The sequence below is a fragment of the Granulicella aggregans genome (genome assembly GCF_025685565.1).
GTDB classification, from domain to species: Bacteria; Acidobacteriota; Terriglobia; order Terriglobales; family Acidobacteriaceae; genus Edaphobacter; species Edaphobacter aggregans_B.
The window spans coordinates 2,038,125-2,052,207 of the sequence record NZ_JAGSYE010000001.1 but is presented as its reverse complement, the minus strand read 5'-3'; the positions used below and the strand labels follow the sequence as shown (position 1 = coordinate 2,052,207).

Annotated in this window: 11 protein-coding genes; 9 read left to right on the top strand and 2 right to left on the bottom strand. The window is 59.5% G+C overall.

The features are described from left to right. Positions 1-2: 2 nt before the first annotated feature. Complete coding sequence (locus OHL18_RS08120) at positions 3-722, bottom strand: glycosyltransferase family 25 protein (RefSeq protein ID WP_263374308.1); 720 nt, start codon at positions 720-722, stop codon at positions 3-5. A gap of 4 nt (positions 723-726) precedes the next feature. Continuing rightward, complete coding sequence (locus OHL18_RS08115) at positions 727-2,163, bottom strand: glycosyltransferase 87 family protein (protein ID WP_263374307.1); 1,437 nt, start codon at positions 2,161-2,163, stop codon at positions 727-729. A gap of 295 nt (positions 2,164-2,458) precedes the next feature. On the opposite strand from OHL18_RS08115, the gene OHL18_RS08110 reads away from it, so the two are divergent. The 9 genes from OHL18_RS08110 to OHL18_RS08070 all read left to right on the top strand — a co-directional run bounded on the left by OHL18_RS08110 (position 2,459) and on the right by OHL18_RS08070 (position 14,059). Further along, positions 2,459-3,832 (top strand): O-antigen ligase family protein, encoded by a 1,374-nt coding sequence (locus OHL18_RS08110; RefSeq protein ID WP_263374306.1) that lies wholly within the window; start codon positions 2,459-2,461, stop codon positions 3,830-3,832. 140 nt (positions 3,833-3,972) lie between these two features. Next, a complete protein-coding gene (gene rfbB / locus OHL18_RS08105) occupies positions 3,973-5,103 on the top strand; it encodes a dTDP-glucose 4,6-dehydratase (protein WP_263374305.1) in 1,131 nt (376 codons plus the stop codon). Continuing rightward, entirely contained in the window at positions 5,100-5,975 is an 876-nt protein-coding gene (gene rfbA / locus OHL18_RS08100) for a glucose-1-phosphate thymidylyltransferase RfbA (protein WP_263374304.1), read from the top strand. Before rfbB ends, rfbA begins: the two co-directional genes overlap by 4 nt. A 1-nt stretch (position 5,976) precedes the next feature. Further along, entirely contained in the window at positions 5,977-6,897 is a 921-nt protein-coding gene (rfbD, locus tag OHL18_RS08095) for a dTDP-4-dehydrorhamnose reductase (protein WP_263374303.1), read from the top strand. Positions 6,898-7,194: 297 nt separating this feature from the next. Further along, a complete protein-coding gene (locus OHL18_RS08090) occupies positions 7,195-8,472 on the top strand; it encodes a glycosyltransferase family 4 protein (protein WP_263374302.1) in 1,278 nt (425 codons plus the stop codon). 40 nt (positions 8,473-8,512) lie between these two features. Then, a complete protein-coding gene (locus OHL18_RS08085) occupies positions 8,513-9,580 on the top strand; it encodes a glycosyltransferase family 2 protein (RefSeq protein WP_263374301.1) in 1,068 nt (355 codons plus the stop codon). Between the two features lie 669 nt (positions 9,581-10,249). Further along, positions 10,250-11,431, top strand: a complete 1,182-nt coding sequence (locus tag OHL18_RS08080) for a WecB/TagA/CpsF family glycosyltransferase (protein ID WP_263374300.1) — start codon at positions 10,250-10,252, stop codon at positions 11,429-11,431. 265 nt (positions 11,432-11,696) lie between these two features. Continuing rightward, a complete protein-coding gene (locus OHL18_RS08075; RefSeq protein ID WP_263374299.1) occupies positions 11,697-13,022 on the top strand; it encodes a glycosyltransferase family 2 protein in 1,326 nt (441 codons plus the stop codon). Next, positions 13,019-14,059 (top strand): polysaccharide biosynthesis/export family protein, encoded by a 1,041-nt coding sequence (locus OHL18_RS08070; protein ID WP_263374298.1) that lies wholly within the window; start codon positions 13,019-13,021, stop codon positions 14,057-14,059. Before OHL18_RS08075 ends, OHL18_RS08070 begins: the two co-directional genes overlap by 4 nt. Positions 14,060-14,083: the final 24 nt, after the last annotated feature.

Here is a 14,083-nt window from a genome sequence, read left to right as displayed (position 1 = left end):
CCCTAACGCTTGAGGGCGCTCTTGAGTTTGCGCGCCACGCTCATGGCCTGCTTAACACCGGGGAGGGACTCGAAGGCCCCGAAGGTGATGTCGCTGCGGGAGCTTCGCTGGCCGGCGAGCGAAGGTTGTGCGATGAGGGTAACGAGTTCGGGATGAGCGGCGCGAAACATGGTGAGCGCGCCATCCACGTGCATGGGACCGCCAACGGGATCACCCGGTGGCCGCACCAGGCAGCCTTCGAGATACTCGACGAGCGGGGCGAGCGCGCTACGGTGAACGCCGTACATGTGCAGGTTCTGCAGATGGCCACTGAACTCGACGAGCGAGGGCGGTGTTCCCGCTGGCGGAGGCGAGACGGGTGCGATGTGTCCCAGGTGGACGAACTGCCAGTCGCGCTTCTTCAGGCCCAGCGCGACCTCTCCCACGAGGGCACAGTTTCGGGAAGGAACATCACAGTCGTCTTCAAGGACAAGCACGTTCTCGACGCCTCGGTTGAGCGCATCCCGGAGAACGCCAAGGTGGCTCATGAAACATCCGTGGGCGCCGAGCGAGGGAAAGCCGGCCAGTTCGGTGGGCCGCGTCGCGACGTAGACTTCGACGCTGCCAGGCTTCCACTCAAGGCCGAGTGCCTGAAGCTGGCGAGTGACCTCGTTATAGCGGTCAGTGCGGTCGGGGAGATTGATCACCCGGATGAGGTCGAAGCTTTCGGTTAGCGGGGGCATGGAGTCATCTCAGGGGAACAGGTGCAGCGCCACTCACTTCAGCATAGAAGCTTTCCTGCGCAGGGTTAGTTTGTTGCCGCACGGCCCATAGCAACAGGATGCCAATCGCCAGGAGTATCCAGCAGGTGTGGCCACCGAGCGTGAGATCCCAGAGTCGAGGAGAGCGGGCGATGATGCCGTCCGCTTCTCCCAGCTTTCTGACAATCGCGCTGGTGTTGAGAAGGAAGTCCGAGAGCAAGAGCAGGAGCCAGCGCGCGGAGCTGAATTGGAGATGGGTGAAACACCAGAGAATAAGCGGGAGAAGCACGATTGCCGCATACATGCGGGTGTAGCTGGGAAGAAGTCCAAGGCTGAGGCATCCGGCGGCGACAAGCAACGGCAGGCCGAAGGGCCTGTTCCCTGCTTCAGAGAACGCAATGGACTTGGACGATGATGCTCTCTTGAGGAAGAGGAAGAGCAGCACGAGATAAACGAGCGCGGCGGATGCGGAGGCGAAGGTACGGTTCGCAACCAGAGCAAAGACGACCAGTTGAAGATCGATGCGGTCCGTGTTCTCGGTGTTCTGGGGCGAGACATCGGCGTTACCGCCGTGGGTAAACAGGAAGCTGACGTTGTCGCGATAGTCGGTGAGCCATGACACCCCCTGATGGGCAACAAGGGGCGCGAGGGACAGGGCCGTGATGACTCCACACGAAAACAGGATCGCAGCGATCAGGCGCCACCGGCGAGTATAGAGGAGCCACGGCAGAAGAAAGACGCCGGTGGTCGGCTTCAGCAGAATTGCGGCAGTCACGCAGCATCCTATAAGGATGGCGCTCTTCGACACACTTAAACTTTGGGGCTTCGCTGGGGCGTCCGAAACGGCATCGAATTGAGAGGCGAGGACTCCGCCGCGAACAGAGGTGAGAATGGCGAGGATCGCCGTGCAGGATGCGATGAGAACGATGTTCAGAGAATGGAATGCAGTGTGAACAGGAGCGAAGCCGAGCGCGAAGGCGACAAAGAGAAGGGCCATGGGCTCCTTCACGAGATCGGCGAAGCGGTTGTGCTGAGGCCAGCCAACGCGCAGCAATCCATAGATCGCAGCTGCGTAGAACGCCAGTCCAATCAGCACGAAGACATATACGGCGGAGCTCCAGCGCAGCAGCGCCAGTGGAGTCATCAGCAGAAGCGTGGGCGGAGGATAGACGGAGTGAGTGCCGGAGACCCAGTCGCTCAAGCCAAGATTCGGGCCGCCCCTTGCCTGCCAGGTGGAGAGGAACTTGAATGGGTTGTAGGGATTGGCACCGGCGAGCCAGAGGGTTGAGCTGGTGTAGGGGGCTGCGAGATCGCTAAGCCAGTTGGTACCGACACGGCCGAGAGCGCGTACAAGAAACTCGGCCGCTCCCAGAAGGACGGCGAGTCGTGCAAGCCATAGGGATCGTCTGGAGCTTGTCGGCAAGTTTGTCGGCAAAGAGGTTAAGCGCTGCATCCGGCCATGTAAAATGAGATCGTCAGCAGGGCACAGTCTAGCATAGGAAGCGATACTCACAGGCTCGCACGAAAGTCGCATTTGACAGGCCTGGGGAAGATCGGCGGGGCTTCCGTTGTGGACCTGAAGGCTACTACAACCAATTGGCAGTACAAGGCGTTGAAGCGCCGGGTTATAACTGAATCTTAAGTGTCTCCGGCGGCGTATCTCGGAGAAGTGGTCCTGCAACCGAGAACCGATTTTTGCCGCTGAATTTGATTCCATTATGGTTCAAGCACTCATCCTTATTCCGGCCCTGATCGCGATTGGAATGCTCAACGCATCTCCTGCCGCGCGTGTGATGCTGAAGGTATACGTGCCGTGCATGATGATCATCCCCATGTACCTGCAGTTCCGGATGGGGGGGCTGTTTCTCAACGTTACATCGGTCGTCACGCTCTTCCTGGCGCTGATCGGGTTCTACGCCTGGTATGGGACGCTGAAGCTCACGCTGCTGGACATGTGCATTGTCTTGAATACCTTCAGCGCGTTCTACGCGGATGCTCACCGGCACGACCTGAAGATCTCCATCTACGCTTTTTGCCTCATTGTCTCGAAGACCCTCTTTCCTTACGTCATAGGCCGGACGCTGATTGAGCAGACCGGGATGCGAAAGCAATTCGCGAAGACCCTGGTGCTGTGTCTTGCCGTCGTCTCCCTTGTCAGTCTGTGGGAGTACCGGATGGAGAAGAACCCCTTCCAGACGTTTGTCGAGCGCTTGACTCACGAACCGTCCGGATGGGGGATCATGACGCGCTGGGGCTTCGGGCGCATCGCTGGTCCGTATGGTCACGCCATTACCGCAGGCATGATCTTCTCCACCGGACTGCTGCTGCAACTGTGGTTGTTCGGCACCGGAAGCTGGAACTCCTCGAAGTTTCTGAGGTTCTTCCGTTCGCGCAGGAAGCCACTCTACCTTACGCTGGTTATGTGCATGGGTCTGTTCATGACGCAGTCGCGCGGGCCGTGGATCGGCTGCGGATTCGGTCTGATCGTGGCGTCGATTGGCTTCTCGCGTAATCGCAGGCGGGCCGCCATCATTGCGGTGAGTGGCCTGGTCGTGGCAATCACCATCGCTGGTGTGGCGCTGAACAAATACACCGACGTCGACGAGACCAAGACGACCGACCGCGACCAGTTGAATGCCAGCTATCGCCGCAATCTCATTGCAACCTATAGGCCGCTGATCGACCAGGGCGGGTTGTGGGGGTGGGGAACTCCTGAGCTCGCCAGCAACGGGACCGTAGGGTACAGCAAAGACCAGACGTCTATCGATAACGAGTACATCCGCGTCGCGATGTGGCAGGGTTACGTCGGGGTCTTTCTCTTTGTATCGATGGAACTGCTCGCGATCTGGCAACTGATCAAGCTTTGTATCAGCCTTCGAAATCGTGAAGACATTCTGTTCTGTTACTGCCTGTTGGGCGCGATCGTCGCATCCGCCTTCAGTTTGACGACGGTGTATCTGGGCGACCCCATGATGCAAATCCTGTTCCTGATGTTTGGCTGGGCGATGTCGATCCGCCCCACCCGCTCTGTCGAGGAGATCCAAGTACCCCTGGCGACGGGAAAGTATGCATTCCAGAGAGTCTTCGCTTGAGGCCTTTGGCCTTGTCTTTGGTGGAGACCGGCCGGGCTGAATTTCAGTTCCCGCCGCGTGTACAACAAATTCGTTAGGCGGATTTCGCCTCGCAGCCTGTAACCTAGCGATGTACTTTCCTCAAGACAAAGGGATTCGCCATGAGTTTGCACAAGACGCTGCTGGTTACCGGCGGCGCCGGATTCATCGGATCGAACTTCGTGCTCGCTGCGGTTGCGGCGGGGCAGACGGTCGTCAATCTCGATGCCCTGACGTATGCCGGGAATCTGGGCAACCTTGCATCGATCGCAGCCGATCCTCGCCATATCTTCGTTCACGGGAACATCAACGATGGGGAGCTGGTGGCGAAGCTGCTGGCTGAGCATCGGCCTTCGGCGGTCGTCCACTTTGCGGCAGAAAGCCACGTTGATCGGTCCATTGCGGGGCCCGAAGCATTCCTGAAGACGAACATCGATGGCACGTTCACAATGCTGCGATGCGCGCGGGCGTTCTATGAGTCGCTGGCGGGCCAGGAGAAGGAACAGTTCCGGTTCCTGCACGTTTCGACCGACGAGGTCTATGGCACGTTGACGCCGGAGGATCCGGCGTTCCATGAGAAGACGCCGTATGCGCCGAACTCGCCCTATGCCGCTTCGAAGGCATCATCGGACATGCTGGTGCGGGCCTGGGTCCACACGTACAAGCTGCCAGCGTTGATCACGAACTGCTCGAACAACTACGGCCCGTTCCAGTTCCCCGAGAAGCTGATTCCGTTGATGATCCTGAACGCTCTGGCGGGCAAACCGCTGCCGGTATACGGCGATGGTCAGCAGGTCCGCGACTGGCTCTACGTGGCTGACCACTGCAGCGCGATTGCGACGGTTCTCGAGAGTGGCCGCGTGGGCGAGACCTACAACGTAGGCGGCGGCAATCAGCGGGCGAACCTTGCGGTGGTTCATACAGTTTGTGCTTTGCTCGATGAGCTGCGGCCCGATTCGCAGTTCGTTCCTCACAGCAAGCTGATCACGTATGTGCAGGATCGTCCCGGACACGACCGGCGTTATGCCATCGACGCCCGAAAGATTGAGGGCGAACTAGGCTGGCACGCTGCCGAGAGCTTTGAGACCGGGATGCGCAAGACGGTCGAGTGGTATCTCGACAACCCGGAATGGCTGAAGGACGTGACCAGCGGAGCCTATCAGCAGTGGGTGAGCAAGAACTATGCCGACCGGAGCAGCGAGGCGTCAACAGATTTTGCAGTGGCTGCTGCGGTGGAAGCAGGTACGAAATGAAGGGCATCATCCTGGCCGGCGGCTCCGGCACGCGACTTCATCCGGTGACGCAGGCCGTCTCCAAGCAGCTTCTCCCGGTCTACGACAAGCCAATGATCTACTACCCGCTTTCGGTACTGATGCTGGCTGGGATACGCGACATCCTGATCATCTCCACGCCCTCCGACACACCCCGGTTCGAGCAGTTGCTGGGCGACGGAAAGAAGTGGGGCATTGAGATTCAATACGCGGTGCAGCCTTCCCCGGACGGACTGGCACAGGCGTTCCTGATCGGCGAAGAGTTCCTCGCGGGCGAGGGCTGCTGCCTGGTGCTGGGCGACAACATCTTCTACGGCCACGACTTCGCAAAGACGCTGCGCGACGCCGCCTCTCATACAACTGGCGCGACCGTATTTGCCTATCCGGTGATGGACCCGGAGCGGTATGGCGTGGTGGAGTTCGACGATCAACGCCGTGCAGTCTCCCTCGAAGAGAAGCCCCTGAAGCCGAAGTCGCGCTACGCAGTGACAGGCGTCTACTTCTACGACAACCGCGTTGTCGAGATTGCGAAGAACCTGAAGCCCTCGCCGCGTGGCGAACTTGAGATTACGGACGTCAACATCTGGTATCTCAACGCGGGCGAGCTGCGAACCGAGGTGTTAGGACGCGGTCTGGCGTGGCTGGATACAGGGACGCACGATTCGCTGCTTGAAGCCTCGAACTTCATTCACACCATCGAGCAGCGGCAGGGCCTGAAGGTAGCGTGTCCTGAAGAGATCGCCTATCGACTCGGCTACATCAATGCGGCCGAGCTGACGGCACTGGCTGAAGACATCAAGAAGAGCACCTACGGAAAATACCTGCTGCGACTACTCGAAGAGACGGTCTACTAGGGTGGGTCGATCCTCCGGGCAACGGTTTCTGGTAACAGGAGCCTCAGGTCAGGTAGGCGGCGAGCTGCTGCACACGCTTGCCCCTTTCGGCCAGGTGATCGCTCCATTGCGCGCCGATATGGACCTCGCCAATCCCGATTCGGTCCGGGCCTTCGTGCGTGACGCCAAACCGGACTGGATCGTAAGCGCCGGAGCGTACACCGCAGTCGATAAGGCCGAGTCCGAACCCGAACTGGCCTATGCGATCAATCGCGACGCCGTGGCAGCGATGGGAGTTGAGGCGAAGGCTCTGGGAGCCTCAGTGCTGCACTTTTCGACAGACTACGTCTTCAACGGGGAAGGCACCGTTCCCTGGGTCGAAGACGATCCTACTGGGCCGCTTGGCGTCTATGGCGCAAGCAAGCTGGCGGGAGAACAAGCGCTGCTGGAGAGTGGGGCGGCGGCGATAGTCTTCCGGACAAGCTGGGTCTACGGAGCTACCGGCAAGAACTTCCTGCGAACCATCCTGAAGCTGGCGCGTGAACGGACCGAACTGCGAATCGTCGACGACCAGCATGGAGCGCCGACCTGGAGCCGGAGCCTGGCACAGATGGCGGCACACGTGATCGCGCGATCCGGGCAGAAGCGAGAGGCTGCCGCCCCATTTAGAGGGATCTACCATGTGGCGGGCGGCGGCGAGACGACATGGGCAGGCTTTGCCCGAGAGGCGATCGCGATGCTTCAGGATCTGGAGCCAGAAACGAGCCTGGCGAAGGTGACGGGAATTCCGAGTAGCGAATATCCCACCGCCGCAACGCGGCCTGGAAACTCGCGCCTGAACTGCGGAAAGATCACACAAGCCTTTGGCTGGAAGCCGGTTGACTGGCGGGAATCATTGAAACTGGTCATCGCGGAGGTTCAGTTGCCGACGCCGACCGACTGAAAATGGATCGACTCTTTTTATGGTTTCTTTATAACTTTAGGGTTAGGTTCAAAAGGATTGCGACTTCAGCGGCACGCGACCAAAGTCTCCATTCGGCCGATGCGCGGTCGCTGCAGCTTCTGATAACGTACACTCTGAATTCCCCTTATCTCTTCACTTGAACGGATTGGTGTCGCCTGACTTGGTCATCGACTCTCAAAGGCTCAATACGGTCCCCGGCTGGGCTGACCGTGTCGCAGTTTGCCCGCTCTACATCCCTCGTGGGACTGCGAGATTTCGACAGGACGGTAGACTGACGTGGTGACCCCCTCGAACTCCGGGCCGACCCGCATCGCCTACCTGCTGAGCCAGTATCCCGCGATCTCGCATACCTTTTTTCTGAACGAAGTCCTGCTCATGAGAGAACGCGGGTTCTCCATCGAGACGGCTTCGGTGAACTCGATCCACCCACCGGCGGGGGGATTTCCCGAAGACGAAATGCGCGAGGCGGCACGAACGTTCTATATCAAGGAGACGCCGAAGGGTCGGATTCTGAAGATCCTGCTAGAGACTCTCATCCGTCGACCGGGCGTGGTGAGGCGGGGTCTGTCGGCGGCGCTGGCGCTGCGGCCCTGGGACCTTCCCGGGATGGCCTATTCCCTCTTCTACCTCGTAGAGGCCATTCTCCTGGGAGAATGGATGCAGCGGAGAGGATGCACGCATCTCCATGTACACTTCGGCGGCTCGGTGGCGACGGTTGGCATGCTGACGTCGATCGCCTGGGAGATTCCGTACTCGCTGACGATCCACGGCCCGGAGGAGTTCTACGACGTAGGATCATCGTTTCTGGAACAGAAGTTGCGGCAGGCGAGTTTTGTGACCTGCATCAGCGATTTCTGCCGGAGCCAGTTGTACAAGATTGCGCCGGTAACTTCTTGGGGCAAGTTTGAGGTCTGCCGGCTGGGCGTTCGGACTGCGGTGTTCACACCCCCGCCCGAGACGGCGCGGGAGACGCTGCACATCGTCTCCGTGGGACGGCTGCATCCGGCGAAGGGACAAATGATACTTCTCGGGTCAATTCGCGAACTGCTTGACCGCGGTCTTCAGGTACGCTTAAGTATCGTAGGCGACGGAGACGGACGCAGCTCGCTCGAGCAGTTCATCGAGACCCATGACATGAAGGGTTCCGTCACGCTGCATGGCGCACTGAGCCACCCCGCAACCCGTGCCCTTTTGGGAACGGCTGACCTTTTTGTTCTGCCAAGTTTTGCCGAGGGAGTTCCAGTGGCACTGATGGAAGCCATGTCCATGCGGGTAGCCTGCATCAGCACCTTTGTAGCGGGAATCCCTGAGTTGATCGAACCAGGAACGCAGGGGCTGCTGGTGCCTCCGTCCTCGCAGACTCACCTGACGGAGGCCATGGCGTCTCTTATAGAGGACGCTTCTCACCGGAAGGCCCTCGCGACGGCGGGCAGGGAAAAGGTTCTTTCGAGCTATGATCTCTATACGAACATCGGAAAACTCAGCAAAGTATTCGAGCGTCACGGAGTCATTGGGAGCAGTCCGGAGACCCCTGCTCCTGAGGTTGCATCCTGACTGAACGCAAGAGCCGGCACTCAAGGTCTGGAGCCGCGTGATGCGGGCCAGAGATGAAGCGAAGATCGAGAAGGCAACGGAGCGAACGCTACCACTCATGCAGACCGAAGCAAACGACACTGGATCCCCGAAGCCCGCGATCTCGATCCTTATCGTGTCCTTCAACACCCGTGACGTGTTGCGCGAGTGCCTCGATTCAGTGGCTGCCGCGACCGGCGATCTGGTTGTGGAGACGATCGTAGTCGACAATTGCTCCCGCGACGGTTCGGCCGCCATGGTGCGTGAGGAGTTTTCCTGGGTTCGGGTGATTGAGAGCACTGAGAACCTTGGCTTCGGGCGGGCGAACAACCTTGCCTTTGCCGCGGCGCGCGGCCGCTACATCGTGTTGTTGAACTCGGACGCGTTTCTGCAGCGTGACACCCTTTGCCTGTCTCTGGAAAAAATGGAGGCCGACCCGACGGTGGGTCTCGCGAGCGGCCGCCTGGTGGGACGCGATGGGGAGTTGCAGCCCTCGGCACGAATGTTCCCTAGCCCGATGCGTAATCTGCTGGTGATCTCCGGACTAGCCGACAAGTATCCCAAATCCCGTTTCTTTGGTCAGGCCGACCGAACCTGGGCCGATCCGATGGAGGCTGCCGAGGTCGACTGGGTGCCTGGCGCTTACTCGATCATTCCGGCCGACATCCTGCACCGGTACGGCTTCTTCGATCCGAGGTTCTTCCTGTACTACGAGGAAGTAGATCTTTGCCTGCGCATCCAGAGCGCCGGATACAAGATCATGTACTGGCCGGAGATCTGCGTGGTCCATGTGGGGGGCGAGTCCTCCCGCCAGATCAAGACGCTCGAGATGTCGCAGACCGGGGCGCAACTGGTGTTATGGCGGATGCGCAGCACCCTGCTTTATTACCGAAAGCACAAGGGGTCGGCGGCGATCGCGGTGCGCTGGCTCGAGGAGATCTGGTATCTGCTGCGGGCGTGGCGGAATCGGCTTCGAGGCGGGGAAGAAGCGCGCTGCGAGGTCCGCAATCAGGAGCGGCTGGCGGGCTTAATGAGCCTAGCCTGGAAAGAGACCAAGGGTGGACGTGTCTCGCCTCCGCAGCCCTGGTAGTTCATCCCCTTCGGGTGGGATTCCAGGCAGTCCAAAGATGTATGGACAGGTCTATTTACAGCATCCATGATTGGGGGGGTCGATGAGTTTGATCATCGCATGTCTCGGGCCCATCTTGATCAAAACATGTAGGCCGGTCTGACGGCATAGCAGAAACCAAATCTCCTGCTGCGGAGGAGGGCACAGTTGCCGAACGAAGACAATTGTGACGGTAAAACGCCGAAGCTTCGCGGCGGCGAGAGGTTATCGACGAGCAGTTTCACGCCGCATCGTCAGAGGCATCGTGATGGCTGGCGCTGCGCTCGCGATCACCGCGCCAGCTTATCGAATCGAGGCATGTACTGTTGTGCGGAAGGCAGCATGCCGAAGGTACTGGGAAGGAACTTTCGAACGTGCCGGAGATTGGAGAGCCATCTTCTTCCGGTGTATGATACAGGTACTGAAAGTTTTGAGCATCATGTTAGTTCCCTGTCTGGCGAAAGTCTCACGGCGACCGAGGCAAGCACGGATTCAGCCCGGATCAGCGGTACAGAACCAGCTGGGGCTTGGTTCATTCGCCGGAAGATCGAGTTAGACATCCAGACGTGCACCGGGGGCGCGGCCTCGCGGGGGGCCGCAAGAACGGCGTATCGCGATGGAACACCAAGTAGCCTGCAGGCGGGAGCAAACATGGGAGGCGGACTCAAACGAATCGCAATCCTGGGCGTACCCATCGACAACCTGTCGATGGACGAGACGATCGAAGCACTGGACAAGTTGATTGAGACGGACGGCTTTCACCAGATCGCCACCGCCAATATCGACTTTCTGATGAAGGCGATCGGCGACGACGAACTGATGGACATCCTTCAGCGCTGCGATCTCGTGTTACCCGATGGAATGCCGCTTGTTTGGGCCTCGCGCATCATGGGAACTCCGCTAAAAGAGCGCGTGACAGGAGCCGACCTGCTTCCGCGCCTGGCCGAACTCTCGCAACGGAAGGGCAGGCGCCTCTTTCTGCTGGGGGCGACCGAAGAACGCTCCCGCGATGCTGCCGCATGGATCATGCGGAACTATCCCGGAGCGCAGATTGCCGGCCGGTTCTCTCCTCCATTTGGCTCCATCGACGACATGGACCATGTCGGTATCCTGCGGATGATCGAAGAGTCCGACGCGGACATCCTGCTGGTGGCCTTCGGAAATCCGAAACAGGAGAAGTGGCTGGCGATGCATCGCAGCCGCCTGCACGTACCCGTCTGCATCGGCGTGGGCGCCTCGCTCGACTTTCTCTCCGGAACCCATACCCGCGCTCCGGAGTGGATGCAGAAGTCCGGACTGGAGTGGATGCACCGCTTCTATAAGGAACCAGGACGCCTGGGTAGCCGGTACACCCGGAACGCGCTCGGCATCCTGCGTCACCTGTCGTTGCAGATGCTGGCGGTATCGGCGCAGCCGCGCACCTCGGCACTCTCCCGCATCTCGGTCTTCCAGGAAAACCAGGCCCTCGTCATCACGCTGGTAGGAAGATTTACTGGTGAAATGGTGGAGGAGTTCGACCAGGCTCTTGAACAGCTCGAAGATCTGAACTCGCCGATGATCCTGGACTTGAATCTCACCACATCGATCGGTGCGGACGCGATGGGCTTCCTGGTGGATTTGAGCAGCAAGATGCGCGACCGCAACCAGGATATCTGGCTGGTAGGAATGCGGCCGAGTCTGCGTCGGCTCTTCAGGACGGCCTTTTTGCAGGAACGGCTGTTCCGTCTTGCGCCGAAGGTGGCCGATGCCCTGCGTCGAATCGATTCCAAGGCTCCGGCGGCTGAGCCCAGGACGACCCCGCGACCTTTCCTCAAAGAGGAAGTCGGTCGATGAGAGAGCGTCACACAGATGTTACCGCGCCTGAGGCCGGGAGATCGAAGCTGGAGGGGACCATCTGGCAGATTCGATCGCGTCGCGGTCGAATTGAGCGGGGGGCTCTTGTTCTCGAGTCTTTCAGACATGCGGCTGCTGAAGATTGCGTCGATACGTCTAACACATTCGTTGCAATCTGCACCGAAGACGGCATTTCCTTATTGAAAACATGGGTTTCGACGCATACCCTTAAGGCTGTGGCGGTGTCTCGGGAATGTAGGTTCGTATGGCAGTAACTGTGTTGCTGGCTCTCGCTGTTTTCCTGAAATGGGTTCTTCTGCTTCTCACTCTTCCGCTTGTGGTCGAGCTGTTCCTGCTCACGATCGGGTCGATGTTGCCTGCCCGGCGGGAAGAGGCTGGCACGGGCAGCCTGATCGCGCTGAATGCTTCTGAAGGTACCGCAGCCGAACTCGAGAACTATCGGCACGACTTCGTCACGGACGTTCCGAAGGCGCCGAAGCGATTGATGATCATCGTTCCGAGTCACAACGAGGAGTTGTGCATTACCCGCTGTGTGCAAAGCCTGACGGAGGCCACGGGAGCCGGGGACAACATTCTGGTGATCGCCCACAACTGCAACGACTCTACGGCCGAGCTGGCGCGAAAGGCTGGTGCCAGGGTCGAGGTCGTCAACGACCTCGGACGCAGAGGGAAGGGCCATGCACTGAAGCACGGCTTCGAGTACGCGTTTGGCCCGGGCATGGCAGACGCCGTGATGATCGTCGACGCCGATTCGACCGTCTCGCCAAACATTGTTCGGGTTGTGCTGAAGCATCTTGCGTCCTCTCCTGTAGTGCAGTGCCGTTACCAAGTCAGGAATTTTTCGGCATCCTGGCGAACCGGAATGACTTCGCTCGCCTTCCTCGGCATCAACGTGGTGCGGGCACGCGGACGGGACAACCTTGGACTGTCCTGCGGAATCTTCGGCAACGGTTTCGCGATGCGCCGCGAGGTGCTGGAAGAGGTTGCCTACGACGCGCACTCGATCGTCGAAGATATGGAGTTTCATCTGTCGCTGGTAGAGCGCGGTTACAAGGTTCGCTTCATCGAGGAGGCCTTCGTGCTGGGCGACATGCCGCTCTCCGCCGGCACCTCGGCCAGTCAGCACTCACGCTGGGAGGGCGGACGTCTGCGCCTGCTGCGAGACTGGGGTTTCCGGCTCCTCGGCAACGTGGCGCGGGGCAAAATCAGACTCAGCGAGCCGCTCATTGATCTGCTGGGGCTTCCCCTTGCCCTCGAGGTCTTCTCCCTGGCGCTTCTCCTGCTGTACCCGACGAGTCTGACTCGTGGCTACGTGCTCGTGGCTTTCTGCGTGATTCTGTTGCATATGGCCGCGATCGTGAATGTCAGCCCGGACCGCAAAGGGAGCCTGAAGGCGCTCTTGCTCTCTCCGGTGTATCTGTTCTGGCGGGTCACGATGGTCACTTCGGCTGTACGCGCCTCCGGAAAGGGCGCGACCTGGGTTCGCACGACAAGGGACTCGGCAGTCGAAGTCGCGCCACAGGAGATTTTGGCTGCCAAGGCCGCCAATCATACCCAGGAGATCTCATGAAGCACACTCCCCAACTTCTCCTTAGCCGCTCCGTACGAATCTCCGCGCTCGGCTGCGGAATTCTATTCGCGAGCGTATCCTCAAAGGCTTTCTCCCAGGCTGACCCGGCAAGCCAGACCAACAGCCCCGCAGCCAGTACCGGGACTACGCCGCAGGACTCAGGCCTGCAGAGACACCCTCTCGACTTCGAGGCCAGCCAGCCCCGCGCGGATGAGGAATATCTACTCGGTGGCGGCGATGACGTGCTCGTTTCGGTTGCGGGCAGGCCAGAGTTGAGCGGGCCGCATGTTATCGGCCCAGATGGGCGTATCACCATGCCACTCGTCGGGACGGTGAATATCGGGGAGAAGTCGCGTGACGACGCCGCCAAGGCTATCGATACAGCCCTCTCGAAGTACTACAGCGGCGAGATGTCTTCCACGGTACAGGTAACCAAGTACGGATCGAACCACATCCTGCTGCTTGGTGCGATAGAGCACCCTGGGATTATCACTTTCGATCAACCGCCTACGCTCCTCGAAGCCGTCACGCGTGGAGGATCTGTCATTAATGCCGATAGATCAACCCAGATCGCGCGCAGATGCGTGATCTACCGAGGCGACGATAAGGTGATGAATGTGAACCTGAGCGAGCGCTTCGACAGTAAGCGGGCCCTGAACGACATCCGGCTGCGGCGCAACGACATCGTCTACATTCCGGAGGATCAGGAAAGCCTTGTCTCTGTCCTGGGTGAGGTAATGCGCCCCGGGCCAGAAAGGCTAACCAGCCACAGCACGCTGACAACCCTGCTAGCGGGTGCGGGTGGCATCACGGAGAAGGCAGGCAATCCGTCGATCCAGATCTTTACACCTTCAACGGGGAAGGTCCAGACGATCAAGTTCCAAGACCTTCTTCGTCCTCCGGCTGGAAGTGATCTTGCGTTGCACGATGGGGACATCATTTACGTACCCCGTAGTGGGATAGCAAAGACCGGCTACTTCTTCCAGCAGATATCTCCCATCATCGGAATTGGGACGCTCTTTACCTTGACGCGGTAGAAGCGAGTCGTAGTCGATCGACGC

Bases quoted from the DNA above. Each gene is read 5' to 3' on its own strand.
- OHL18_RS08120 (WP_263374308.1), bottom strand. From the start codon at position 722: ATGCCCCCGCTAACCGAAAGCTTCGACCTCATCCGGGTGATCAATCTC.
- OHL18_RS08110 (WP_263374306.1), top strand. From the start codon at position 2,459: ATGGTTCAAGCACTCATCCTTATTCCGGCCCTGATCGCGATTGGAATG.
- rfbB (WP_263374305.1), top strand. From the start codon at position 3,973: ATGAGTTTGCACAAGACGCTGCTGGTTACCGGCGGCGCCGGATTCATC.
- rfbA (WP_263374304.1), top strand. From the start codon at position 5,100: ATGAAGGGCATCATCCTGGCCGGCGGCTCCGGCACGCGACTTCATCCG.
- OHL18_RS08085 (WP_263374301.1), top strand. From the start codon at position 8,513: ATGCGGGCCAGAGATGAAGCGAAGATCGAGAAGGCAACGGAGCGAACG.
- OHL18_RS08080 (WP_263374300.1), top strand. From the start codon at position 10,250: ATGGGAGGCGGACTCAAACGAATCGCAATCCTGGGCGTACCCATCGAC.
- OHL18_RS08075 (WP_263374299.1), top strand. From the start codon at position 11,697: ATGGCAGTAACTGTGTTGCTGGCTCTCGCTGTTTTCCTGAAATGGGTT.
- OHL18_RS08070 (WP_263374298.1), top strand. From the start codon at position 13,019: ATGAAGCACACTCCCCAACTTCTCCTTAGCCGCTCCGTACGAATCTCC.